General features: G+C 66.4%; 16 protein-coding genes and 2 tRNA genes. 10 read left to right on the top strand and 8 right to left on the bottom strand.

Annotated features, from left to right (window positions below; genetic code table 11):
* The first annotated feature begins 54 nt into the window (after positions 1-54).
* Together ACMZPQ_RS06805 and ACMZPQ_RS06800 are read left to right on the top strand one after the other, a co-directional pair.
* A tRNA-Arg gene (locus tag ACMZPQ_RS06805) sits at positions 55-131 on the top strand.
* Between the two features lie 32 nt (positions 132-163).
* A tRNA-Arg gene (locus tag ACMZPQ_RS06800) sits at positions 164-240 on the top strand.
* A gap of 176 nt (positions 241-416) precedes the next feature.
* Here the strand turns inward: ACMZPQ_RS06800 and ACMZPQ_RS06795 are convergent.
* Positions 417-1,337 carry a LysR substrate-binding domain-containing protein gene (locus ACMZPQ_RS06795; protein ID WP_197580257.1) on the bottom strand — a complete coding sequence of 307 codons (921 nt, stop codon included), beginning with the start codon at positions 1,335-1,337 and terminating at the stop codon, positions 417-419.
* 140 nt (positions 1,338-1,477) lie between these two features.
* Between ACMZPQ_RS06795 and ACMZPQ_RS06790 the strand changes: the two genes are divergently transcribed.
* Positions 1,478-2,179, top strand: a complete 702-nt coding sequence (locus ACMZPQ_RS06790) for a pirin family protein (RefSeq protein ID WP_197580258.1) — start codon at positions 1,478-1,480, stop codon at positions 2,177-2,179.
* Between the two features lie 57 nt (positions 2,180-2,236).
* On the opposite strand, the gene ACMZPQ_RS06785 is transcribed toward ACMZPQ_RS06790, so the two are convergent.
* Positions 2,237-4,441 (bottom strand): TonB-dependent siderophore receptor, encoded by a 2,205-nt coding sequence (locus tag ACMZPQ_RS06785; protein WP_197580259.1) that lies wholly within the window; start codon positions 4,439-4,441, stop codon positions 2,237-2,239.
* 145 nt (positions 4,442-4,586) lie between these two features.
* Positions 4,587-5,282, bottom strand: a complete 696-nt coding sequence (locus ACMZPQ_RS06780) for an alpha/beta hydrolase (RefSeq protein WP_197580260.1) — start codon at positions 5,280-5,282, stop codon at positions 4,587-4,589.
* 186 nt (positions 5,283-5,468) lie between these two features.
* Here ACMZPQ_RS06780 and ACMZPQ_RS06775 point away from each other — a divergent pair, with 186 nt between their 5' ends.
* Entirely contained in the window at positions 5,469-6,608 is a 1,140-nt protein-coding gene (locus ACMZPQ_RS06775; RefSeq protein ID WP_197580261.1) for an MFS transporter, read from the top strand.
* A gap of 82 nt (positions 6,609-6,690) precedes the next feature.
* On the opposite strand, the gene ACMZPQ_RS06770 is transcribed toward ACMZPQ_RS06775, so the two are convergent.
* Positions 6,691-7,845 (bottom strand): alpha/beta hydrolase, encoded by a 1,155-nt coding sequence (locus tag ACMZPQ_RS06770; protein WP_197580262.1) that lies wholly within the window; start codon positions 7,843-7,845, stop codon positions 6,691-6,693.
* A gap of 185 nt (positions 7,846-8,030) precedes the next feature.
* Here ACMZPQ_RS06770 and ACMZPQ_RS06765 point away from each other — a divergent pair, with 185 nt between their 5' ends.
* Both ACMZPQ_RS06765 and ACMZPQ_RS06760 read left to right on the top strand, forming a co-directional pair.
* Positions 8,031-9,377, top strand: coding sequence for a c-type cytochrome (locus ACMZPQ_RS06765; RefSeq protein ID WP_197580263.1), 1,347 nt, complete (start codon positions 8,031-8,033; stop codon positions 9,375-9,377).
* Entirely contained in the window at positions 9,374-10,300 is a 927-nt protein-coding gene (locus ACMZPQ_RS06760) for a c-type cytochrome (RefSeq protein ID WP_197580264.1), read from the top strand. Before ACMZPQ_RS06765 ends, ACMZPQ_RS06760 begins: the two co-directional genes overlap by 4 nt.
* 12 nt (positions 10,301-10,312) lie before the next feature.
* Here ACMZPQ_RS06760 and ACMZPQ_RS06755 read toward each other — a convergent pair whose 3' ends face one another.
* On the bottom strand, positions 10,313-11,932 hold the full coding sequence (locus ACMZPQ_RS06755; protein ID WP_414485980.1) for an OmpA family protein: 1,620 nt from the start codon (positions 11,930-11,932) through the stop codon (positions 10,313-10,315).
* A 61-nt stretch (positions 11,933-11,993) separates the two neighbouring features.
* Here ACMZPQ_RS06755 and ACMZPQ_RS06750 point away from each other — a divergent pair, with 61 nt between their 5' ends.
* From ACMZPQ_RS06750 to aceE, 3 genes are all read left to right on the top strand, one after another.
* Positions 11,994-14,372 carry a TonB-dependent receptor domain-containing protein gene (locus ACMZPQ_RS06750; protein ID WP_197580265.1) on the top strand — a complete coding sequence of 793 codons (2,379 nt, stop codon included), beginning with the start codon at positions 11,994-11,996 and terminating at the stop codon, positions 14,370-14,372.
* Between the two features lie 8 nt (positions 14,373-14,380).
* The gene (locus tag ACMZPQ_RS06745; protein WP_197580266.1) at positions 14,381-16,489 is read left to right on the top strand and encodes a phosphocholine-specific phospholipase C; all 2,109 of its coding nucleotides are present in this window, start codon (positions 14,381-14,383) and stop codon (positions 16,487-16,489) included.
* A 294-nt stretch (positions 16,490-16,783) separates the two neighbouring features.
* Positions 16,784-19,459 carry a pyruvate dehydrogenase (acetyl-transferring), homodimeric type gene (aceE, locus tag ACMZPQ_RS06740; RefSeq protein ID WP_197580267.1) on the top strand — a complete coding sequence of 892 codons (2,676 nt, stop codon included), beginning with the start codon at positions 16,784-16,786 and terminating at the stop codon, positions 19,457-19,459.
* A 56-nt stretch (positions 19,460-19,515) separates the two neighbouring features.
* Here aceE and ACMZPQ_RS06735 read toward each other — a convergent pair whose 3' ends face one another.
* The 3 genes from ACMZPQ_RS06735 to ACMZPQ_RS06725 all read right to left on the bottom strand — a co-directional run bounded on the left by ACMZPQ_RS06735 (position 19,516) and on the right by ACMZPQ_RS06725 (position 23,334).
* Positions 19,516-19,998: a hypothetical protein gene (locus ACMZPQ_RS06735; protein ID WP_008267606.1), complete on the bottom strand. Its 483-nt coding sequence runs from the start codon at positions 19,996-19,998 to the stop codon at positions 19,516-19,518.
* A 123-nt stretch (positions 19,999-20,121) separates the two neighbouring features.
* The gene (gene fauA, locus ACMZPQ_RS06730) at positions 20,122-22,293 is read right to left on the bottom strand and encodes a TonB-dependent alcaligin siderophore receptor FauA (protein WP_197580268.1); all 2,172 of its coding nucleotides are present in this window, start codon (positions 22,291-22,293) and stop codon (positions 20,122-20,124) included.
* Between the two features lie 111 nt (positions 22,294-22,404).
* Positions 22,405-23,334: a helix-turn-helix transcriptional regulator gene (locus ACMZPQ_RS06725; RefSeq protein ID WP_197580269.1), complete on the bottom strand. Its 930-nt coding sequence runs from the start codon at positions 23,332-23,334 to the stop codon at positions 22,405-22,407.
* Positions 23,335-23,474: 140 nt separating this feature from the next.
* On the opposite strand from ACMZPQ_RS06725, the gene ACMZPQ_RS06720 reads away from it, so the two are divergent.
* Positions 23,475-25,805: a TonB-dependent receptor domain-containing protein gene (locus ACMZPQ_RS06720; RefSeq protein ID WP_197580270.1), complete on the top strand. Its 2,331-nt coding sequence runs from the start codon at positions 23,475-23,477 to the stop codon at positions 25,803-25,805.
* Positions 25,806-25,819: the final 14 nt, after the last annotated feature.

Raw genomic sequence — 25,819 nt, 5'->3', positions numbered from 1 at the left:
ACAGGTTTTCAGCATCCGCCGCTGGAAATGCTTTAAAATTTGATTGTGTACCGCGCGCCCGTAGCTCAGTTGGATAGAGTACCTGGCTACGAACCAGGCGGTCGGGAGTTCGAATCTCTCCGGGCGCACCATACACAGTCAGCACAACAAGTTTATGTAATTGGCGCCCGTAGCTCAGTTGGATAGAGTACCTGGCTACGAACCAGGCGGTCGGGAGTTCGAATCTCTCCGGGCGCACCATTACACCGAAACAGCAGGCCTCGGCCTGCTGTTTTTTTATGCGTGTTTTTCGGCACCGCGATCGGGTAGATCCACGCCATGCGTGGATGCTCTTCAATCAATTTTTGAAATATTCGATTCCGGTGGGGATTCATCCACGCATGGCGTGGATCTACCGTGTCGACCAGGGCCGACACCTACCCCCTGGCCATGGCCTGCCACCACTGCGACAGCAGCTCCGGCCTGCGCAGGCGCTCTCGCCACCAGCGCAGTGCCGCACCATCCTCACCCGTGCGCCAGGCCAGCCAGAAGGTTTCTTCCGGCTTGTGCTCCTCCACCTCGCGGATCACCAGTTGGCCGCGTGCCACCGCCGCGCGCGCGCACGGCTCGGGCAGAAAACCGAAGCCGACACCCTCGCACTGCAGCTTCAGCTTGCTGGCCATGTCCGGCACCGTCAGCATCTCCTGCCCCATCAACAGGCCGACCGTACGCGGTAGCAGCCGCCGCGCCGAATCAGAAACGGCGATCGCGCAATGCTCGACCAGCTGCTCGCGCCCGAGCACGCCCGGTACTGCAGCCAAGGGATGATTGGGTGCGACCGCGAATACGAACTCCACCGTGCCCAGCGGCTCGACCACGTAGCCGCCACCACTGGGCCCCTCGCCCGGTGCACCCACCAGCAGGTCGGCACGCCTGTCGAGCAGCGCCTCCCAGGTGCCGGAAAGTGCCTCGCCGATCAGCCGCAGCCGGGTCGGCGCTTCGGCCTCACGGAATGCAGCGATGTCAGGGCCCAGCAGCCAGGTCGGGAACACCGAATCCACCGCCAGGGTCAGCTCGGTCTCCCAGCCCGATGCCACCCGGCGCACCCGCAGCTCCAGTTCGCGGGCCGCGCGCAGCAGGTGCCGGCCCTCGTCCAGCAGGGCGCGGCCGGCCTCGGTCGGCTCGGCGCGCGGCCCGACCCGGTCGAACAGCTGCACACCCAGGTCCTCTTCCAGCTTGGCCACGGTGTAGGAAATGGTCGAGGGCACCTTGTGCAGGGCCTTGCCGGCACCGGCAAACGAGCCGCGGCGGTCGATGGCATCCAGGATCTGCAGGGCATCGAGGCTGAGCTTGAGCATTCGAATTTTTCGATGATGGCTGTCAAAACTATCCGTTTTTCAAACCCATGGTGCAAGCGGATACTTCTCTCCAACGGGGAAATACGGCGGCTACCGCCCCACCCCGCCCCATCGAAACCATCGAACAAGGAGATTCCATCATGCTGCAGATCCGCAAGAGCGCTACCCGTGGCCTGGCCGAGCATGGCTGGCTGTCCTCGCGCCATACCTTCTCCTTCGCCAACTACTACGACCCCCGCTACGTCAGCTTCGGCCCGCTGCGGGTGATCAACGAAGACAAGGTGATCGGCGGCCAGGGCTTCGGCACCCACAGCCACAGCAACATGGAGATCATCTCCTACGTGCTGGGCGGCGCGCTGGAGCACAAGGACTCGATGGGCACCGGCTCGGTGCTGCGCTACGGCGACGTGCAGCGCATGAGCGCCGGCAGTGGTGTCAGCCACAGCGAGTTCAACCACTCGGCCGACGAAACCGTACATTTCCTGCAGATCTGGATCTTCCCGGATGCGGAGAACATCACCCCGTCCTACGAGGAGACCCATTTCACGCCGGACAGCAAGCGCGGCCAGCTGCGCCTGATCGCTTCGCCGGACGGTGCCGACGGTTCGCTGCGCATCCACCAGGATGCCCGCATCTTCGCCACCCTCCTTGATGGTGGCCAGAAGCTGCACCATGCGCTCGGCAACGGTCGTGGCGCTTATGTGCAGGTGGCCCGTGGCCAGTTGCAGGTGAACGGCATCACCCTTGAAGCCGGTGATGCGCTGCAGGTCAGCGACGAAGCGCAGCTGACGTTGGAGAACGGCAACGATGCCGAAGTGCTGGTGTTCGACCTGCCGCTGTAACCGCAATGCCCGCGATGCCATGACGCATCGCGGGCGTTTTCGTGTAGCGCCCGGCTGTCAGAACCTGTAGTTCAAGGTGAGCCGCACATTGCGCGGCTCACCCCAGGTGTAGGTGCTGTACCAGCTGAAGATGGTGTAGTAGCGCTTGTCGAGCAGGTTGTTGACGTTGAGCGTGGCCGACAGGCGATCATTGAATTCATAACGCGCCATCGCATCGAGCAACCAGTACGGTTGGGTGCGATGCACCACCTGCGCACCGGTCGCCGGATTGCTGATCTCGCCGAACGTGGAATCCTGCCAGCGCGCGCCACCGCCCAGCGTCAGCCCCTTCCAGTCGCCGCGCAGGCGGTAGCTGGTGTGCAGGCTGAACTGGTTTTCCGGTTCCAGCGTGGTCACCTTGGCACCGGCCTGGCGTGCGATCTTGTGAGAGAACCCACCCTGCACCTGCCAGCCTTCCGCCAGCTGGCCCGACATCTCAAGCTCGTAGCCCTTGGTCCGCACGCCCATCAAGGCGCGATAGGCATCCTGCCCATCCGGTGTCTTGCCGCCGGTGGGCTGGGCGAAGTTGTCCTGATCGAGCTGGAACAGCGCCGCACTGGCGTTGAAGCGGCCGTCGAGGAACTCGGCCTTCAGGCCCATCTCGTAGCTGCGGCCTTCCAGCGGATCCAGCGCCTTGCCCTGCTCGTCGCGTTCGCTGTGCGGCTTGAAGATGGTGCTGTAGCTGGCGTACACCGAATAGTGCTCGCCGAGGTCGTAGACCACGCCGGCATACGGCACGAACACGCCGGTCTCGCGGGTCTGTGGCGAGCGGTAGCTGGCCAGGCGGCTGCCGACGATCAGCTTCAGCGGATCGGCCACATCGAAACGGCCGACCACGTACAGGCCGTTTTCGCGGGTCACTTCATTGTTGTCGTAGCTGCGCTGCCATTCCGGCTCGGCGATGTCGCCCTGCCATGCGCGGTAGTCCGGCACCTCGGTCGGGTAGCCGGGCTGCGGCGAGTAACCGGTATTGGTCCAGCGCTTGCGTGAGGCACTGCCGCCCACCACCAGTTCGTGATCGCGGCCGAACAGGCCGAAATGACCACTCAGGTAGAAGTCGGCGGCATTGCTGACCGTCCTGCCAATGTACTTGCCCAGCCACAACGACACGCCTTCGCCGGTGACCGGATCGGGATTGCCGCCCGCGGCACCGGCCAGAGCAGCGTCATAACCGTTGACCTGGTGGTTGAGCTGCAGCTTGGCCACCCAGTCGTTGGCGAAGCTGTGCTCCAGCGTGGCAAACCCGGTGCGCACATACTGGCGCCAGCCACTCCAGCGGGTGCCGTTGTTGAACGAGCGCGGCATGTCATTGAAGTTGCCGGCACTGTCCAGCAGCGGAATACCGCCCCAGGTCGAACCCTTCGGATCGCTGTCCATCGCATCGCCGCCGACGGTCAGCAGCGTGCGCTCGCCCAGATCGGCTTCCAGCACTGCGTAGCCGACCTTGCTGGTGCGCTGGTAATGGTCGAGGTTGGAATGCTTGTCCTGCCACGCACCGACCGCGCGGCCGCGCACACGCCCATCGGCGCTCAATGGGCCACCCACATCGAGCTCGGCACGGTAGTCGTCCCAGCGGCCGACACCCAGCGAGGCGTTGCCAGCGAACTCCCTGCCCGGCTTCTTGCGCACCAGGTTGATGGTCGCGCCGGGATCGCCCATGCCGGTCAACAGCCCCGTAGCGCCCTTGAGCACTTCGATGCGGTCGTAGATGGCGGTGTCGCTGAGCGTGTTGCCGGCGGAGTAGGCCGAATCGCGCGACATCGGAATACCGTCGTACTGGAAGTTCTGCACGGCAAAGCCGCGCGCGTAGTACTCGGTGCGCTCGCTGTCGTAGGTGACGATGCTGATGCCCGGCGTCACCCGCATCACGTCATCGATGCCGTGCAGGCCAAAGTCATCCATCTCGGCGCGGGTGATCACGCTGATGGTCTGCGGTGTCTGCCGCGGGGTCAGCACCAGGCGGGTGGCGGTGGCGATGGTGCCCGGTGTGTAGGCGCCGCTGCCTTCAGTGATGGTACCCAGCTGGTTGGCGGTGACCTGCACGGTCTGCAGGGTCTGCGAGGCGGGCGACCGCGTGGCCTTGTCGCCGTCATCGGTGGACTGTGCGGCGGCGCTGCCGCTGCCGGCCAGTGCAGCGATCAGCAGGCTCTGTGCGAGCGCCTGCGGCAGCGGGCAGCGGCGCAACAGCGAAGATGGGATACGGGCAACGGGCACGGACAGCACGGCGGGACCTCCACGATCGGGTGGGATCCTCTGGCGACGGCTGGAGGGGATGGGGCTTCGGCCGGATGGCCGCAGGCGCAGGAGTGTACTCCCCCGCGCCCCGGCTGTCGTGCGATGCGCTGTCGTGCGTCGCGATGACCTGGGATCAACCGCCGATGGCGGCGCAGGCCTCCAGGATCAGCGCAGTCACCTCGACGGGTTTCGAGGCCAACGACGCATGGCTGGCATCCAGCTCCAGCAGTCGCTTGGGCTGCATGCGGGTGGCCATGGCTTTCTGGTTCTCCGGCGCGATCATGCGGTCATGGCGGGACAACTGGTACCAGCTGGGCCGGTGCTTCCACGCCGGGTCGCTGACCACATCGCCGAAGGTGCTGGCCAGCGGCGCCTTCTGGGTCACTGCCATCACCCGGCCTTCGTCGGCGCTCAGGTCCTGGCAGAAACTCTCATGGAATTTGTCCGCGCGCAGCCACAGATAGCCATCGCTGTCCGGTGCCAGGTTCGGCGCGGCTTCGGGCAGATGCTGCTGGGTGATGCCACCCGGGCTCTCACCGGCATCGGGGGCAAAGGCCGCGATATAGACCAGCCCCTTTACGTTGGCCTCGTTGCCGGCCTGGCTGATCACTGCGCCGCCGTAGGAATGGCCGACCAGCAGCACCGGCCCGTCGATCTGCCGGATCATCTTCTGGGTGCGTCCTGCATCGTCGGCCAGCGAGGTGAGAGGCAGTTCCACCGCCTGCACGCGGTCATGGCCGTTGCGATGCAGCTCCAGGATCACCTTGGCCCAGTGTGCGGCCCCGCCCCAGAATCCATGGACGAGGAGGATGGTCGGTGTCGTGCTCATGTACGGATCTCCGGCGGCGGCCGGCGGAATGCCGACCGTGCCGCCACTGTCCGTGGGCGGCGTTAACCACGGGTGACGCAATCAGCTCACTGCAATCGTATGCGTCGTCCAATGTCATGCATGGCACTTGCCGACCCCGGCTGCAAACGTTTTCATAAACGCATTCTCTGGAGATCCCGCCCGCGCATGACGCCTTCATCCCCGCTTGCCCAGCAGCACGCTACCCGTGCCGCCTTCTTCATCCCCGGGTTCGCCACCGCCGCGTGGGCGCCGATGGTGCCCTACGCCAAGGCCAAGGCCGGGCTGTCCGACGCCAGCCTTGGCGCGGTGCTGCTGTGCCTCGGCCTCGGCTCGCTGCTGGCGATGCCGCTGGCAGGTGCACTGACCGGGCGACTGGGCTGCCGCCGGGTGATGGTGATCACCTGCGCGATGATGTTGTGCGCGCTGCCCCTGCTGGTACTCGCCTCCTCACCGGTGGCGCTGGGCGCGGCGCTGTTCGTGTTCGGCGCCGGCGTAGGGGCCCTGGACTGTGCGATGAACATGCAGGCGGTGGCGGTCGAGCGCGACGCCGGGCGCGCGATGATGTCCGGCTTCCACGCCTTCTACAGCATCGGCGGCTTCGTCGGTGCCGGCTGCATGACCGGCCTGCTGATCCTGGGCACACCACTGTGGCTGGCGGCGCTGGTTTCGGTTGCCGCACTGCTGCTGGTCGCAGTCCTGTCGGCCCCGCACTGGCGCCCGCAGCGCATCCTGCACGAAGGCCCTCTGCTGGCGCTGCCGCATGGCGTGGTGCTGTTCATCGGCGTACTGGCGTTCGTGGTGTTCCTTGGCGAGGGCTCGATGCTCGACTGGAGCGCGGTGTTCCTGGCCGACGTGCGGCTGGTGCCGCGTGACCAGGCCGGTGCAGGCTTCGCGGTGTTCACGCTGGCGATGACGGCGATGCGGCTGTTCGGTGATGGCATCGTCGAGCGCCTCGGGCGCACCCGCACGATCGTCATCGGTGGCATCACTGCCGCGGCCGGTTTCGGCCTGGCCACGCTGGTACCGTCGTTCCCGGTGGCGCTGGCCGGCTACGTACTGGTCGGGCTGGGCTGCGCCAACATCGTGCCGGCGCTGTTCTCGATGGCCGGCCAGCAACGGGTGATGCCGGAGAGCATCGCCATCACCGCGGTGACCACGCTGGGCTACGCCGGCATCCTGGCCGGGCCGGCCGCGATCGGCGCGCTCGCACATGTCACCAGCCTCGGCTTTGCCTTCCTGTGCGTGGCCGCGTTGCTGCTCGGCGTGGCCGCGTCCGCACGCTCACTGGCACGCCGCCTACCCTGACAGAAAAAGGGGACGGAGGGGTTTAAGTCGTATCTGCCTCGGGTGTGCTGCAAACGACTTAATCCCTTCCGTCCCCTTTTGTTCAACCGCGCGTCGGGGCCTTCACCGGCATATCAGCAGCGTCGTGCACCAGCCACTCGGCCTGCGCCGGCAGCTGCGGGGCCGGGCACGCGCTCTTCGGGTGGTGCTCGTCGCGCGCCATCCAGTCGTCGACCACGCCGGCCAGCAGGTCCAGCCGCAGTGGCAGGGTGATGTGGTCCTCGCCGCGCATCTCGATGTAGTGCGCGCGCGGATTGGCCAGGGCCAGCTCGCGGCCTTGGCTGACCGGAATGTGCTGGTCGCCCTGCCCATGCAGCAGCAGCACGCAGGCGCGGGTATCGGCCAGTGCGCGTGCCACGTCCACGCGGTCCAGATCGACATCGATGCGGCGGCTGGCGGCGGCAATCACCTGGTTGATGTCCTGGCCGCCGTAGCGCCAGCGCGCGTACGACGCCACTGCCTGCGCCTTCAGGCCTTCCGGCTGCAACCCCATCAGGTGCGGGATCATCGTGCGGATCGCCACGCCGGCATTGGCGAACGACTCCATCGCCACCACGCCAGCCACCTGGTCACCCAGCTTGTCGGCGGTAAACACCGCGGTGGCGGCGCCATAGGAGACTCCGAACAGGTACAGCGGGCCGGTCACTTCACCGCGCGCGCGCAGTTCGCTGATCACATCGACGACGTCATCGGATTCATAGGTGCCATAGCCGGACGGGCCGGTGCCGGACTGGCCGTGGTTGCGCAGATCGAGGGTGACCACGCGATAGCCGGATTCGGCCAGCTGCAGCGACCACGGCAGCATCGAATCGCCGTTCATCATCCAGCCGTGCAGCAGCACCACGGTGCCGCGCGGCGCCTGCGCGCGGAACGGCTGCGGCACGGCCAGGCTCAATCCGGTATCCAGCGGCAGGCCGTTTTCGTGGCGCTGCGGCAGGTAGTGGTAGCGCGCGCCATAGTCACCGGCATCGAACACGCGCCAGAAGATCGGCACGCCATCGCGGCCCGGTGCGAAGCCATGGCGGTTGGGCAGTTCGGCGATGGCCGCGGCGATGCGCGGGCGATCAAGCAGGGTCGACACGCCACCTGGCGCAATCAGCCTGTCGGCGAGCGAGGTGGACGCGGCATTCATCGAAGAAGAGCATGCAGCCAGCCACAGGCCGGCGCACGCCAGCAACAGCAGCAGCAGGCGCTTCATATCACGTGATAGGGGCAAATCAGACAGGCTGGGACGTTAACGCCTCAATCGCCCGGGCATCTATCGCGCGCGGATGACGGCTTGATGACAACGCAGGAACGATTCAGCTTGGTGCACAAGCTGTATCCGTTCAGTCATTGATCCGGATCAATGAACGCGCCCGCCGGATTGAACACAGTGCCGCCATGCGCACCTCGCTCAAGCTCGCCATTGCCCTGGCCGCCACAGTGGCCGCCGCCTACGGCATCGCCCGCACCACGCCCTACTGGGCCGCACCGCGACAGACGGCGCAGGTCGACATCCACGATCCAACCCTGATCACGCAGGGGCAATACCTGTCGCGCGCCGCCGACTGCGCGGCCTGCCATACCGCGCCAGGCGGCAAGCCGTTCGCCGGTGGCCTCGGCATGCAGACGCCGATGGGCACGATCTACTCGACCAACATCACGCCCGACCCCGAAACCGGTATCGGCAGCTACGACTACGCCGACTTCGAGCGCGCTGTACGCCGCGGCATCCGCCACGATGGCCAGCCGCTGTATCCGGCGATGCCATATGCCTCCTACGTGATCGCCAGCGACGCCGAGATCAAGGCGCTGTACGCCTACTTCATGGGTTCGGTGCAGCCGGTAAAGCAGGACAACGCCGACAGCACGATTCCATGGCCGGCCAACATGCGCTGGCCGCTGGCGTGGTGGCAGCTGCTGTTCGCACGCCCGCGCAGTTTCAGCCCGGACCCATCGCTGGATGCCGGCCAGCAGCGCGGTGCCGAACTGGTGGAAGGCCTGGCCCACTGCGGCGCCTGTCACACGCCACGCGGCCTCGCGTTCCAGGAAAAGGCGATGGCCGACGATGGCGGCCGCCAGTTCCTGTCCGGCTCGGTGCTGGAAGGCTGGTATGCGAAGAATCTGCGCAACGAGTCGACCGGCCTTGCGAGCTGGAGCGAGGGTGAGATCGTCGACTTCCTGCGCACCGGCCGCACCGATCGCTCGGCGGCCTTCGGCGGCATGGCCGACGTGGTCGAACACAGCACGCAGTACCTGTCCGACGCCGACCTGCTGGCGATGGCGCGCTATCTGAAGCAGCTGCCGGCGCGCGAGGGCCGCAGCGCACAGGGGTCGGCCGGTGCCGACACCACCACCGCAGCGCTGCGCAATGGCGACTACCACGTGGCCGGTTCGCTGGCCTATGCCGAGCACTGCCAGGCCTGCCACCGCGCCGATGGCCGCGGCATGCCGCGCGTGTACCCCGCGCTGGCCGGCAACTCGATCGTGTTCGCCGATGATCCGAGCTCGCTGGTGCAGGTGACCCTGATCGGCGGTCGCACGCCGCACACCCCGCATGACCGCATGGCGTTCACCATGCCGGGCTTCGAGCAGCTGCCGAACGCGCAGCTGGCACAGATTCTGACCTTCATCCGCAGCAGCTGGGGCAACCAGGCCAGCGCGGTACGCGAGGTCGACGTGGCACGCATGCGCCGGGTGGTGCGCGACAAGCAGGTGCACTACGTTCCGCAGGAGCCCGCACGATGAAGCGCTCGCGCAAGCATTCCCGCCTGCTGTTCGGCAGTGCGATCACCGCCCTGGTACTGGCCGGTGCCGGCACCCTCGCCTACCGCCATCTGTACCCGGATCTGGATGCCGCCACGGCCAGAACGTTCGACATGCTCGATGCGCAGGGCAAGGTGGTCGGGCATTACCAGCCGCCCAGCGCCGAAGAGATCGCCGCGCTCGGCAACGCCGAGTCGGTGATGCTCGGCCGCCGCCTTCTCAACGAGACCGCACGGCTGTTGCCGGACAATGTCGGCAACGATCTGAACTGCAACTCGTGCCACATGGCCGAGGGCAAGCGGCCCTTCGGCAACCACTACTTCAATACCGGTGGCGGTGCCTATCCGCGCTACATGCCGCGCCCGGGCAAGGTGATCGGGCTGACCGAGCGCATCAACGGCTGCCTGCAGCGTTCGATGAACGGCAAGCCGCTACCGAAGGACGCGCCGCAGATGCGCGCGATGCTCGACTACATGGCATGGCTGAGCAGTCCGGTGCCCGAGGGCGCCCGCGTGGCTGCGCCCAGTGAAGGGCCGATCGACAGCACGCTGACCCCGGACCCGATCCGCGGCCAGGCGCTGTACGCCGCTCAGTGTGCGGCCTGCCATGGCGACAACGGCGAGGGCCGCCGTGATGCCAGCGGTGACATCGCCTTCCCGCCGCTGTGGGGTGAGCACAGTTTCAACATCGGCGCTGGCATGGCCCGGCTGTACAAGGCCGCCGGCTTCGTCAAGCACAACATGCCACCGGCGGTAACCCGGGAGCCGCCGCTGGGGCAGCAGGTGATGCCCGACCAGGATGCAGTGGACATCGCCAGCTACTTCATCAACCAGCCGCGGCCGGACTTCGCCAACAAGAGCAAGGACTGGCCGCGCGATCCCAAGCCCAAGGACGCGCGGTATTGAGCAGGCTGCCGGTCAGCGTTTGACCAGCTCCACGCGGCGATTGCGTGCCTTGCCTTCCTCGCTGCCGTTGTCGGCCACCGGCTTGTCGGCACCGAAGCCGGCCGCCTGCAGGCGATCGGCGGCGATGCCCTTGGCGGTCAGCGCGGCCACCACCGACCGTGCGCGATCCTCCGACAGGCTGCGGTTATGCGCCACGGCGCCGCTGTTGTCGGTGTGGCCTTCAATCGACAGCTTCAACGCAGGATCACCCTGCAGGAGCTGCAGCACCTGCGCCAGCTGCGGTTCGGAGGCCGGAAGGATCTGCGCTTTGTCGGTGGCAAAGTTGACCTGGATCGCCACCCGACCGTCGCTGTCCAGCTTCTTCTTCAGCGCATCGGCCGGCAGCAGCGCCGCCGTATGGGTGAAGCCCTTGCGCTCGGCCACCACCCAGCCGGCACTGAGGTATTCCAGCCGCGCGTGTACCCACACCTGGCGGCCATCGGCCAGATCGACGCGGTAAACCACGCTGTCGTAGTTGTTCCAGTTGTAGCTGGCGGCTTCGCTGTAGGCCGACTGCACCGACTTCGGAACCCCTTCGGCTGCCTCACGCGGGATGCGCCCCTCGAACACCTGGGTGCCGTTGACCTGGGCCATCATCGCTTCAAGGTTGCGGCGCACTTCCTGCATTGAGTACTCGCGCTCACCCTTGTCGAAATCGACGGCGAAGGTACGACCCTCGACCTGCTCGAAGCGATCGCCGGTCCAGAACGGGAACGCATCGAAATCACGTTGCTTGGCCTTGTTGCGGTCGCCATAACCGGCCGGCAGGGACAGGTGCGGGAAGTTGTCCGACCACTGCGCGGTGGCCTTGAACGGCACTTCATCCACGACCACCAGGCCAGCGCCGTTGCTGTCCACTGCCAGCTGCACCCACACGGTGCGGTTGGCCTGGCGCAGCACGTAGACCGTGGTGGGCGCGTCCTGTTCGCCGTTCACCGCATCGATGAAGCCGCCACCGATCTCGCCTTCCAGCTGCGGGCCATAGTAGATATCGCGCAGCAGTGTGCCTTCAAACACCTTGCGCCCACCGGCGGCCGTGATCACACCGTCGACGTTGCGCTGCACTTCCAGTGCGGAGAACGCCTTGTCGGGTGCCGCTTCACTGTCGGCCACGATGCGTGCCGACCAACTCGGGCCTTCCACCCAATGCACGCCCTCGCCCATGCGGAACGGAAAACGTGCCCACGCGCGCGGGTGCGGCGCGTTCTGCGGCGCATAGCCCTGCGGCAGGCTGAAGAACGGCAGTTCGCCCAGCGCGGCAGTGCTCAGCGGCACGCTGCCGGTGTCGAACGGCACCAGCGGCACCGGCTTGCCATCGCGGTCGCTGAGTGCGGCGCCATCGGCGGCAGTGGAGGACGCCGGCGGCGCTGCCTCGCGTGCGACGTTGTCACCGGCCGCGGGCGGCGGCTGTGCGCCCGCCTGCTCGCCTGAAGGCGCCCGGTTGCACCCTGCCAGCAGCACCAGTGCTGCGCTCCCCAGCCAGATCTTCGACCGCTTCCGCATCGCCAGCACCTCAGCTCCATTGAAGCGGCGAGCATACCCGAAGGCCGTGACCGGCCACACAGTGCCATCGTCGTTGCGCAGCCACGTCATGCCGATGTCATTGGCGCTGCCGACACTCCGGGGCTTCCCCCCCCTTGCAGGTCCGGTTTCGATGCGAACGATTGCACGCTTTCCCCGTATTTCGCTGCTTGCCCTGCTGATCGCCCCCGCACTGGACGCCCTGGCTGAAGCACCGCAGGGCGAGACGGCCGAAGCGCGCAACAGCGACGCCCGTACCCTGGACCAGGTGCAGGTGATCGGCCAGGCCACCAGCTACGCCAAGACCGCGGTACGCGCGGAAACGCTGAACCGGCAGACGGTGATGAGCAGTGTCAACGACGCGCTCAATGAAGTGCCGGGCGTGGTGGTCAGCGAAGCCGACGCCACCGGCTCGTCGGTGTGGGGTACGCAGATCAGCATGCGTGGCTTCGTCACCAACCGTGATACCCAGCAGATCGGCACCACCATCGACGGCCTGCCCAATGGCGGCTCTGGCTACGGCGGCGGTTCGCTGGCCAACCGCTACATCGACACCCTCGACCTGGAAACGGTGGAAGTCAGCCAGGGCACCGCCGACATTTCGTCGCGCTCGAATGAAGCGCTGGGCGGTACGCTGAACTTCCTCACCAGCGACCCGCTGCAGGACAGCCGCCTGCGCTTCGTGATCGGCGCCGGTGACAACGACGCACGCAAGTACTACGTGCGCTATGACACCGGCCTGCTCGGCGGCCATACGCGCGCCTGGGTCAGCGCGTCCTCGTCCAAGGTGCACGATTGGATCGATGGCACCGGCCACGCCAGCAACGACCATATCGCCGGCAAGTTCATCACCGAGCTGGACCGCTGGACGCTGACCGGCTACCTGTCCTACAACGATGCCGACGAACCCGAGTACACCAGTGTCTCGCCCGCCGGCTTCGCCACCAACCCCGACCGTGACAATCTGGTGGGCACGCTCACCGGCATTCCGTACCTGGACCAGAACTACCGTTCCGGCTCGCGTGCGCTGCGCGAAAACACCTTTGGCTACCTGCGCGCCGCCTTCGACGGCGGCAACGGCTTCAAGGCTTCGGTGGCGGCCTACGGGCATCGCATGCAGGGCCGCGGCGACTGGCTGCCGCCGTACCTGGCGCAGGTCAGCGATGACGGCGCCGGTCGCCCGGCGTCGGAGTACATCGGCGGCAAGACGGTCTACGGCGGCAGCAACCGCGGCCAGATCTTCTTCGTCAATCCCGATGGCAGCGCCGCGCAGCGCCTGGCCAGCTGCACCCCGCGGCTGGGCTTCAGCGCCGAGTACGACCCGACCTGCTACGCCGGCAACGTACTGGGCGCGCAGTCCTACCGCCACACCCACTACGACAACGATCGCATGGGCGTGACCGCCGACGTTGAATGGCGGCAGAGCTTCGGCGCGGTCGACAACACGATCCGTGGCGGCCTGTGGGTGGAGAAGCTGGACCGCTCGGCGCGCCGCGACTGGCATCGCCTGCTCAATGTCGGTCAGAGCATCGCCTTCGATCACCAGCCGTACTGGGTGCAGTTCGAGGACAAGTACAAGGTTGACGAGCAGATGTACTACGTCGAGGACGTCGCGCGCTTCGGCCCGTTCAGCGCGCGCCTGGGCGTGAAGCAGTTCTTCGTCGACCAGTCACGCCGCCGGGTGATCGGTGCCAGCGAGCACGTCACCTCCGATTCCAAGTCCGATCCGCTGCTGTCGACCGGCTTTACCTGGGCGCCGGGCGTGGAGGGCATGGAGCTGTTCGCCGGCTTCTCGCAGAACTTCGCCGCGATTCCGTCCGGCGTGCTTGGTGAAACCGACCCGCAGCGCTTCCGCAACGTCGAGCCGGAAACCGCCGACAACATCGAAGTGGGCATGCGCATCAGCCGCTGGCCGCTGACCGCCTCGGTCACCCTGTACAACATCAAGTTCGACAACCGCATCGTCTATCTGCCGGCGGGCTTCGTCAGCGGCATCGATTACCTGGGCGAGACCGACGGCGTCTACGAGAACTTCGGTGGCGTGGAAAGCAACGGCCTGGAAGCCGCCTTCGGCTATGGCTGGGACAACGGCTGGCGGATCAATGCGGCCTACACCTACAACCGCTCCAAGTACCTCGGCAGCGGCAACGCCGCACGCGACACCCAGCTGGGCATCGTCGACGGCGCCAAGGTGATCGGCCAGCCGGAGAACACCTTGGTGCTGTCGGCTGACTGGCAGGGTGCGAACTGGAACTTCGGCCTGTCCGGCCGCTACCTGGGCACCCGCTACCTGGACGCCGCCAACGTCAACAAGCTGCCCTCGGCCACCGTGTTCAATGCCAACATCGGCTTCGACCTGCAGGGCCTGTCCCCGCGCCTGAAGGGCATGGGCGCCAACCTGGTGGTGAGCAATCTGACCGACAAGCGGTATCTTGCGGGGGTGGATGGCCGCGACAACGCCTTCATCGGCGCCCCGCGCACCGTCGGCATCTCCTTCCGTGTGGACCTGTGAGTGAGCCCGTGACCGATATCGGCCGACGCCGGTTGTTGCAGGCCGGCGTTGCCGCCGGCCTTTCCCCGCTGCTGCCCAGCATCGCCCGGGCCGCAGCGATTGCCCCTGCCGCGCAGACGCGCAGCCTCGAAGACCTGCAGCACATCGTGGTGTTGATGCAGGAAAACCGCTCGTTCGACCATTATTTCGGCACCCTGCCGGGCGTGCGTGGCTTCGGCGATCGCTTCGTTGCGCCGGCCGCTGCTCTGGACGTCGGTGGCCGCACCCGCAGCCTGTGGCTGCAACCCGACGCCGGCGGCACGCGCGCGATTGCGCCGTTCCCGCTGGATACCGCCGCGCACTTCGGCTACATGCGCGTGGAAGGCACGCCACACACCTGGCCCGATGCCCAGCGCGCATGGGACCACGGCCGCATGGGGCAATGGCCGAAGGCCAAGCAGAATCATTCGATGGGCTACTTCCAGCGCAGCGACCTGCCGTTCCAGTTCGCGCTGGCCGATGCCTTCACGATCTGCGACGCCTACCACTGCGCGATGCAGGCCGGCACCAACCCGAACCGGGTGTTCCTGTGGACCGGCCACAACGATGCTGCCGCGCGCGCCGGTGGCCCGGTGATCGCCAACTCGCACGACAATTTCCCCGAGTACGGCGGGCACCCGGCGTCGTACCGCTGGACCAGCTATGTCGAACGCCTGCAGCAGGCAGGCGTGTCCTGGCAGATCTACCAGGACATGGCCGACAACTTCACCGACAACCCGCTGGCCGGCTTCGAGGCGTTCCGCCGTGCCTACAGCGCTGCACCCGGGCATGACCCACAGCTGCGCGCGCGCGGCGTAAGCACGCGTGGGCTGGCGCAGCTGCGCCAGGATGTACTGGACGGGCGCTTGCCGCAGGTCAGTTTCATCATCGCCGACGCCGCCGGCAGCGAGCATCCCGGCCCGTCCAGTCCCGCCCAGGGCGCGGCCTATACCGCGCGCGTGCTGGACGCGCTGACTGCCGATCCGGAGGTCTGGAGTCGTACGGCACTGCTGCTGATGTTCGACGAGAACGACGGCTTCTTCGACCACATGCCGCCACCGGCACCGCCTTCGCCCGTGGACGGCGGCTGGGCCGGCGCCTCGTCGGTCAGTACCGACGGCGAGTATCACCGTCATCCGGCACCGGGCGATGAAAAGTACGATGCCGCCGAGCTGCGCGGCCGCCCGTATGGGCTCGGCCCGCGCGTGCCGCTGTACGTGATTTCGCCGTGGAGCCGCGGCGGCTGGGTCGACTCACAGGTGTACGACCACACTTCGGTCATCCGCCTGATCGAGCGCCGCTTCGGCGTGGCCGCGCCGGACATCTCGCCGTGGCGCCGTGCGGTCTGCGGCGACCTGACGGGCGCCTTCGACTTCGCCCAGCGCGATACCCGCCCGTTCGTGCGCGGCCTGCCCGATGTCAGCGCGGTGGCAGCACGCGCGGCGGCGTTGCCAGGACGCACCGTGCCGGCGTTGCCGGAGGGACTGAAGCCGGCGAAACAGGAAAGCGGCGTGCGCCCGGCGCGGGCCCTGCCCTATCGGCCGCAGGCGTCGATCGCCCGCCTGGATGCATCGGGCGTGGATCTGGTGCTGTCCTGCGAAGGTGCGGCGGCGGTACTGCATGTCTACGACCGCCTGCGGCTGGGTGCCATTCCGCGCCGCTACACGCTGGTGCCGGGGCTGCCGCTGCAGGCGCGCTGGCCATTGGATGCCCAGGGGCGCTACGACCTGTGGCTGCTCGGCCCGAATGGTTTCCACCGGCATTTCCAGGGCGCGGCAAAGGCGCCGGCCTTGCAGGCGACGGTCGAGCGCGCGGATGGCCAGCTAAGGTTGCAGCTGCGCAATCTCGGCGATGGCGCGCAGCAGGTTCGGGTGCACGCCGGTGCCTATACCGGGCACATGCCCGAGCAGACGCTGGCGCTGCCGGCGCGTGCGGAAACTTCGCTGGCATGGGACGCGACGCCCACCGCTGGCTGGTATGACCTGCTGGTCAGCGCGGGCGAGAGCAGCCTGCGCCTGGCCGGGCGCGCCGAGGATGGACGCCCCGGCACCAGCGACCCGGCGATGGCCAGCGAACCACTACGCTTCGAACACGATTGAGCAATCACGCCCTTGTAGAGTCGAGCCTTGCTCGACTGCTCTTCGATCATTGGCCGGAACAAGCAGTCGAGCAACGCTCGACTCTACAAAAGCGAGGCAACACTGGATTGGCGCAGTCCCAAGCCGCGCCCATCTACTCGCGATCCAGGCACGCACCTACGCTTGTCTCCTCGGTGGCCAGCCAGGCCACCTCCCGCGTCCCGGCCCCGCCGTGGCAACCCCGCTCCAGTGCTGTGCGTCCTGCCGGTGTTGTCGCCCCGGCAGGCGGCCGGCCGGCGCCCTCTGGAGACCGCCATGAACCAAGCCCTCATCCCCTTCGATACCGACCCGCTGGAAACGCGGGAGTGGCGTGAATCGCTGGAGGCGGTGATGCAGGCCGGTGGCCGGCCACGCGCGCATTACCTGATCGACCAGCTGAGCGAGCTGGACGCCCAGCGCCACGGCGACCTGCACACCCGCGCCTGGACTGCCTACGTCAACACCATTCCACCCGAGCGCGAACCTACCTATCCGGGCGACCTGGCCATCGAGCGCCGCTTGAACGCGATGATCCGCTGGAACGCGATGGTGATGGTGCTGCGTGCTGGCAGGCATTCCAACGTCGGTGGCCACATCGCCACCTACCAGTCGGCCGCCGTGCTGTACGACGTGGGCTTCGATCACTTCTTCCGTGGCCGTACCGACACCTTCGACGGCGACATGATCTACATCCAGGGCCATTCCGCGCCGGGCATCTATGGCCGTGCCTATGTGGAAGGCCGAATCGATCCGCAGCGGATGGACAACTTCCGCCGCGAAGCCGGGCGCGAAGGACTGTCTTCCTACCCGCACCCGCGCCTGATGCCGGAGTTCTGGCAGTTCCCCACCGTGTCGATGGGGCTCGGCCCGCTCACCGCCGCCTACCAAGCGCGCTACATGCGCTACCTCGAGTACCGCGGCCTGAAGGAACACCAGGGTCGCAAGGTGTGGGCCTTCCTCGGTGACGGCGAGATGGACCAGCCCGAATCGCTGGCGGCGATCTCGCTGGCCGGCCGCGAGCGGCTGGACAACCTCGTGTTCGTGGTCAACTGCAACCTGCAGCGCCTGGACGGTCCGGTGCGCGGCAACGCAAAGGTCATCCAGGAACTGGAAGGTACGTTCCGGGCGGCCGGCTGGAACGTGATCAAGCTGATCTGGGGCAGTGGCTGGGACGATCTGCTGGCCCGCGACCACAGCGGCCTGCTGCGCCAGCGCATGATGGAATGCGTGGACGGCGACTACCAGACCTTCAAGTCGCAGAGCGGCGCGTATGTGCGCGAGCACTTCTTCGGCCGCTACCCCGAGCTGCTGGAGCTGGTCTCGCACATGAGCGACGACGACATCTGGGCGCTCGCACGCGGCGGACATGATCCGCAGAAGGTCTTCGCCGCCTACCAGCAGGCGGTGAATACCCATGGCCGGCCGACGGTGATCCTGGCCAAGACGGTCAAGGGCTTCGGCATGGGCGACGCCGGCGAAGGCCAGAACATCAACCACCAGCTGAAGAAGATGAGCGCCGATGCGGTGCGTGCGTTCCGCGACCGCTTCAACCTGACGGTCAGCGACGAACAACTGGAGGAGATGCCCTACCTGCGACCGGAACCGGGCAGCGCCGAAGCGATCTACTTCGCCGAGCGCCGCCGCATCCAGGGCGGGCAGCTGCCGGCGCGCCTGGCCAGGGTCGATCCGCTGCCGCTGCCGCCATTGTCGATATTCAACAGCCAGCTGCAGGGCAGCGGCGATCGTGGCCAGTCCACCACCATGGGCTTCGTGCGCATCCTCACCTGCCTGTTGAAGGACCCGGAACTGGGCAGGCTGGTGATTCCGATCGTGCCCGATGAATCGCGCACCTTCGGCATGGAGGGCCTGTTCCGCCAGATCGGCATCCATTCGTACCTGGGCCAGCTGTATACCCCGCAGGACGCCGGCCAGTTGAGCTACTACAAGGAAGCCAAGGACGGGCAGATCCTGCAGGAAGGCATCAACGAATCCGGTGCAATCTGTTCGTGGATCGCCGCCGGCACCGCCTACAGCAACCACGGGCTGGCCACGATTCCGTTCTATATCTTCTATTCGATGTTCGGCCTGCAGCGCGTCGGCGACCTGGCATGGGCCGCGGCCGATGCGCGCACCCGTGGCTTTCTGCTGGGCGCCACCTCCGGCCGCACCACGCTGATGGGCGAAGGCCTGCAGCACGATGACGGCCACAGCCATGTGTTGTCGTCGGTGATCCCGAGCTGCGTGTCGTACGACCCGACCTTCAACTACGAACTGGCGGTGATCATCCACGACGGCCTGCGCCGCATGTACGTCAACCAGGAAGACATCTACTACTACATCACCGTACTCAACGAGAACTACCCGCAGCCGGCGCTGCCAGAGGGCACCGAGGCCGGCATCCTGAAGGGGCTGTACCTGCTGCACCCCGCGCCCGCCGAAGGACGTACCTCGCAGCCATGCGTGCAGCTGATGGGCAGTGGTTCGATCCTGCGCGAAGTGGAAGCCGCGGCCGAGTTGCTGCAACAGGACTTCGGCATCGCCAGCGACGTCTGGAGCGCGACCAGCCTGACCGAACTGCGCCGCGATGGCCTGGCTGCCGAACGCTGGAACCTGCTGCATCCGGCCGCGGAACCCCGTGTGCCGTACGTGCAGCAGTGCCTGCAAGGCCACGAAGGGCCGCTGGTGGTGGCCACCGACTACATGAAGATCGTCGGCGACCAGATCCGTCCCTTCATCAATGACCGTCGCTTCACCGCGCTGGGCACCGATGGCTTCGGTCGTTCCGATACGCGTGAATCGCTGCGCACCTTCTTCGAAGTGGATCGCTACTTCATCGTGCTGGCAGCCTTGAAGTCACTGGCCGATGAGGGCCGCATCGAGCGCTCACGGGTGCAGGAGGCCATCGACCGATACGGCATCGACACCGGCAAGCCCGATCCGGCTGCGGTGTAAGGCGGCAGGCGCCACGCCAGCGGATCTTCCCCGCGGGCGCGGCGCACGCGGTGCCGCTAGGGCAGCCGCTTGAACAGGTTGGTCTGCAGGATCGGCGTACCGTCATGGCCGTAGAACGCCTTGGTCTCGGTCATCGTCGCGCGGTCATCGGCTACGGTATAGATGCGGGTCGAGGCGGGCGTGCCGTGGTCCACCAGCTGCATCACCAGCGTGTTCGGCGCCGGCAGCTTCAGGTTGGCCTTGTCCGCTCCATAGGTGCCGGACAAGGCACCCGGCGTGCCATCCAGGGCCAGCGTGCCATCGGACTTCATGGTCTTGCCGTCATGCAGGACGATATCCACGTGCGAACTCCAGCGACCGCTGCCGGCGTCCTTGAACTCCAGTACCACCTGCTTCGGGCGCTGCGCTTCGGGCAGCGCCGAGGTCGCGATGTCCAGCGACCAGCGTCCCAGCAGCGGTGACGGTGAGGCCTCCATCGCCAGCGCCGACGCGGCCGGCAGTGACAGCGCGGACAACAACACAGCGGACAACAGCTTCATACGATGCTCCGTTCGAGTGAAGAAGGCTCTGCGTGGGACGTTGTGGGGCGCAGTGCCCCGGATCGTGCCCCTCACCCGTGCCGGGTACAAGCCGAAGCGCTGAACACAAGGCAACGTCGCGCCTTAATAGCCGACCTTCACGGTGAACATCACGTTTCGCGGCGCGCCGTACCAGCCCTGGTTGTAGAAGCCGATCTGCGAATAGTAGTGGCGGTCGAACAGGTTGTTGATGTTGATCGCCGCAGACAGGTTGGAACTGAACTGGTAGCGCGCCATCAGGTTGACCAGCGCATAGCCGGGCTGCTCTACCGGCACCCGGCGGTTTCCGGGTGCCGTGGCGGTCTGGTACATGCGGTTCTGCCAGTCCACGCCACCGCCAAGGGTCAGCCGGTCCCAGGTACCGGGCAGGCGCCAGGTAGTGAACAGCTTGAACAGGCTGCGTGGCTTGGCGGTATTGATGGCCCTGCCCTGTGCGTCCTGCGCGATGAACGTGGTGAAGCTGGTGCCCAGGCTCCAGCCCGGCAATGGCTCACCGGCCAGTTCAAGTTCCAGTCCATCCACCGTTGCCCCCTTCACTGCGCGGTACGCGGCCTGCGTACTGCCCTCGATCAGCCCGCCGGTCGCTTCGGCCAGATTGTCCTGCCGGGTACGGAACAGAGCGGCTGAAGCATTCAAGCGCTCCTGCAGCCAGCTGCCCTTGAGGCCCAGCTCATAGCTGCGGCCGCTGACCGGGTCGAGGATCTGCCCGGATGCATCGCGATTGTTCTGCGGCTTGAAGATGCCGGTGTAGCTGGCGTAGACGCTGCTGTACCCGTTGAGGTCCCAGACCAAGCCGGCATACGGCACGAACTCGTTGCGATAGCGGTACTTGCGCTTGCTGCCGAAGTAGACCTGGTCCGTCTCCCAATTGCTCAGGCGAGCACCGACGATCGCATGCAGCGGGTCGGCCAGCGACAGCCGCGCCACCGCGTAGGCGCCGCTCTGATGGTTGTCCAGATCATCGGCCTGGGTCTTGCTGCTGGCCCACACCGGCTCCGGCGTGCCCGACCCATGCCAATCGAAATAGCCAGCCAACGGCGGCAGCGGCGCCAGTGCGCGGTACTGGCCCAGCACGATCTCGTCGCGCGACCGCGACCAGCCGATCGACGCCGTGTGCTGGCGACCGAACAGCTGGAACGGACCCGACAGGCTGGCACTGAGTGCCTCTCGCCGCACCGGTCCATCGTAGCGGGTGAAGCTGTTGCCATTGGGCATGGCACCGGTGACCGGATCGGGATAGCCGCCGCGATAGAGATGCTTCATCTCCATGTCGGTATGCGAACGGCTGTAGGACACCCGCGCCTGCCACTCGCTACCGAAGCGGTGGTTGAAATCGAAGAAGCCGTTGCGGGTGTCGGTGCTCATCCGTGCCCACGGGGCCGTGGCCGATACCGAGCGATCGAAGGCGGTGCGCGTGCCATCGGCGTTGAACAGCGCGAAGCCACTGCCAAAGCCGCGGTTATCATTGCCCTGGTAGGAGATGCCGGCGATCAGCCCGGTGTCCTCGCCCAGATCCACGCTGACCACGCCGTAAAGTGTCTTTGCGGTGCTGTCCAGGCCGGCGGTGTAGCTGTCGCCCTCTGCTTTCGCCGCCACCAGGCGACCGCGTACGCGTCCTTCCCTGCTCAACGGGCCGGACACATCCGCCCACGCGCGCCGTGCGTTCCAGCGGCCGAGGCTAAGCCCAGCACTGGCGGCGAACTCGCGCAGCGGGCGCTTGCGCACGTAATTCACCGCCGCCGAGGGATTGCCGGCACCGGTCATCAGGCCGTTGGCACCGCGCACGATCTCGATGCGGTCATACACCACCATGTCCAGGTTGTTCTCGCCGAAATTCCACGGCGACAGCACCGGCATCACCACGCCATCGAACTGGTAGTTGTCGATCTCGAAACCCCGCGCCGAGAACGAGTAGCGGTTGGCATCGCTGCGCGTGACCGAGATGCCTGGCGCGGTGGCCAGCGCATCGGCCGTACTCAGCAGCGCGCGGTCCTCGATCTGCTGGTGGGTGACGACGCTGACCGACTGCGGTGTCTGCCGCGAGGTCAGTGACAGACCGGTCGCCGTGCCCATGGAATCGGTGGTGTAGGAGCGCGACGATTCGGTGCTGCCGTCGAGATCGGCGGTGACCTGCACGGTGGGCAGGTGCGAGGCCTTGGCGGCAGGTGCGCGTTCGGCAGCATGGACAGCATTGAACAGCGCCAGGGTGGTGCCGATGGCGGTTGCCAGGGCACACGGGCGGAAACAGGCAGGCATGGAAGGTCCAGCGGGAAGGAAAGGCTGGATGAGAATTATTGTCATTTGAACGTGAGTGCAGGTATGCGCGGACGCAGCAGGTGTTTGCGCGCTGCCGGCAATGATCCGAAGTCAGCGGAACCGGCTCGGTGCGATGCCATAGCGCGCACGGAACGCGGTGGCAAAATTGGTGGCATGCCGGTAGCCGACGAAATGCGCGGCCTGCTGCACGCTGCAGCCCTGCCGGAGCTGCTCGCAGGCCCGCTGCAATCGATGCTCGCGCAGCCAGGCAAACACCGAGCATCGATACACCTGCAGGAACTTCAGGCGCAGGCTGCTGGGGCTCATGCAGGCCACGCGCGCCAGATCGTCCAGGCTGTGATCGGCGGCCGGCGCTGCCTGCAGGCAATCGATCACCCGCTGCAGCATGCGGCGATCGCGCGCCGACACACGCAGCTCCAACACGGCATCGCATGCGGGCGCCCCCAGGGACAGTGCCAGTATCTGCAAGCCGACGCCCTCGCACAGCAGCGCATGCATCGCGCCGTCCCAGACACCCGACAGCAGCTGGTCGGCGGCGTGCCCGAGATGTGCGGGTACCTGCCAGCTATGCAACGGCCGGCCATCGGAGCGGTGCGCGGACAGCAGTTCGTTGATCACCGGGTCATCCAGCGGCGCCGATGCGTCCAGCGAGACATTCAGGCTGCGCATGCGCTGCCCGGCGGGGTGGATCGCGGTCATTGGCGCGGCATCGGCCAGTATCCTAGCCCCCGCGCCCGGGCGCATTCCGATCTGCGCCTGCCCTGACAGGCACGCACCGGCGCAGCCTTCCAGCATCACGATGGCCGAGAACGCGGGGGGCACTTCCGAGATCGCCTCGAAGGTCTGGTGTGCAACCACGTCCGACAGGGCCAGCGTCATGCCCGGGCGCAGGCAGCGCTGCTCCACCCTACCCTCGACCACGCAGGGTTCGCCAGCAACGGCAAGCGGCTCCGGCAGTCGATAGCAGAAGCCGCTGCGGCGGCCGAGATAGTCCAGGTCGGCAAGGGTGAGGGCGTGCATGGCGTCGCCTGCAGGGGAATGCCGGCCATTCTCATATGAGAACCACTCTCATCTCCAGTCCGACTGGCAAGGCCCATTCGTCCCTTGCCGATACAAATAGTTACGTTATAACATTTCACATTATCTTTACGGAACGTGCCATGCGTCGCCATCTGCTTGCTGCCGCCATCCTGTTCGCCGTCCACAATGCCCATGCGGCGGACGAACCCACCCTTCCCACGCTGCAGGTCGAGGCCTCCAAGCCTTCGCGCATCGACAGCCGGGTCACCGTCGACATTCCACGGGCGCAGAACCGTACCCTCGGCAACCTGATTGAGCACGTCTCCGGCGTGCAGAGCAGCGCCTTCGGGCCGAATGCGGGCGCTCCGGTCATCCGCAGCCTCAGCGGCAACCGGGTGCAGATCCTGCAGGATGGGCAGTCCATCCTCGGCATGAACGCGATCAGCGGCGACATCAGCATTCCGTTCGATCCGCTGTTCGTGCGCAGCGTTACCGTCAACAAGTCCTCCGACACCGTGCGCTACGGCGGCAACGCGATCGGCGGCAGCGTGGAGATCGATTCGGGCCTGATCTCGCGCACGATGGAAGACAAGGACCAGTCGATGGAACTGGTCCTGCGCAAGGGCTTCAATGCCGCCGACGCGCAGGGCTTCCGCATGAACTTCAACAACCAGCGCAACATTTCCACCAACCTGCAGGTCTCGCGCCAGCGCATCTCCCACTACGACATCCCCGGCAACAGCAAGGCCAGCGTCTGCAACACCGCACTATTCCCCGCCACCGGCGGCGTCAACTCGGCGCTGGCCGACAGCTGCCAGAAGGAGGCGCGCGTCCAGCAGATCTACAACAAGGCCTCGCAGCCCTATATCGACCAGTTCATGACCGAGAACCCGGACTGGGCTGACGGTGATTTCTCCTTCTTCACCAACAACCCGACTTCGGTCTGGCAGCGCCGCACCTACATCAATCCGGTCAACCCGGCCTATGTCCCCGGCACCCCGTCGTACGTGCAGAAGCAGATCAACAACGATGTGACCCCCGACTATCACCACCGGCTGGGCAACAGCTACTCGCGCAATTCGCAGGTGGCGGCCGGCTCGACCCTGTTCTTCGACCGCGGCTACGTCGGTGTCAGCATCGACGCCAAGGACAGCGAATACGGCGTGCCCGGCTTCTCGATGCAGAACCTGTCATTCGGTTCGAACTACGCCGATGGCCTGCCGGTGGGCGTGGTGATCAAACAGCAGCGCTATGCGCTGGAAGCGCTGCTGCGCGATCCGCTGCCCTACCTTGAGCGTGCCGAACTGCGTGTCTCCAAACTGGACAACACCTCGGGCGAACGACTCGGCGCGTCCAAGGCCAACGACTACGACTTCGAAAGCACCCAGGCCGAGCTGCTGCTCAGCCACCAGCGCGTCGGACCGCTCAGCGGCATGCTCGGCTTCAGCCGCCAGTCGCGTGATGTCACCGGCAGCGGCTCGCTGCGCTACCTGCCTGATGTCGATACCCGCAGCAATGCGGTGTTCCTGAAAGAGACGCTGGACTTCGGCTGGGCCACCTTCGACGCCGGCGTCCGCCATGAGCGTGTCGAGCACACGCTGCAGCCCAGCCGCTTCAAGACCGCGCGCAACGCTGCCAACACGAAACTGCAGGACCGCGACTACCGGCTCAACAGCTACAGCCTCGGCTCGTATGTGGAGCTGGGCCCCTTGTTTGCCGCCAAGGCGCGCTACTCGTCCTCGCAGCGCGCACCGGAGATCAACGAGCTGTATGCCAGCAACGCGCACTATTCGGTGATGACCCAGGAAGAAGGCAACCAGAACCTGGCGCCGGAGCGTGCAAAGAACCTGGAGCTGACTGGCCTGTTCCACCTCGGCGGTTTCGAGCTGTCGGCCACCGCGTACCGGATGAAGTACGAGAACTACCTCTACCTTGGCTACTCCGGCCTGCAGACCGCCAATCGCCTGCCGCTGAAATACTGGAAGCAGACCGACACCACAGTGAAGGGCTTCGAGATCGACGCCTCACAGGCACTGGATCTCGGCCGCTATGGCACGTTGAATGTCTCGGCCTTCGCCGACCTGGTCAAGAACAAGGCCGACCACCCGGACGCGCTGCGCGCCCACAATGATGGCGAGTACCTGCCGAACATGCCGACCAACCGCTATGGCGCCAACCTGCAGTGGCAGCGCCAGGGCTGGAAGGCACAGCTGTCGAGTACCTACTACGGCACGCAGAAGTACCTCGGCCGCAACGTCAGCGAGGAAATCCCGCTGGACGCCTTCACTCTGGTCGACCTGCAGGTCAGCCGCGAACTGCCGGTGCGCAACAGTTACATCGCCGGCATGGAAGTGTTCGTCAACGGCAGCAACCTGCTCAACGAAGAAGCGCGCCCGCACAACTCGCCGTTGAAGTACATCGCCCCGCTGCCCGGGCGTGGCTTCCAGGTGGGCGTGACGGTCAGGCTCTGAGCCTGGCCGTGCAA

The sequence above is a fragment of the Stenotrophomonas maltophilia genome (assembly GCF_047497515.2).
In the GTDB taxonomy this organism is placed as follows: domain Bacteria; phylum Pseudomonadota; class Gammaproteobacteria; order Xanthomonadales; family Xanthomonadaceae; genus Stenotrophomonas.
The sequence above is the reverse complement of the archived record's forward strand: the minus strand, read 5'-3'. Positions and strand labels throughout refer to the sequence as shown.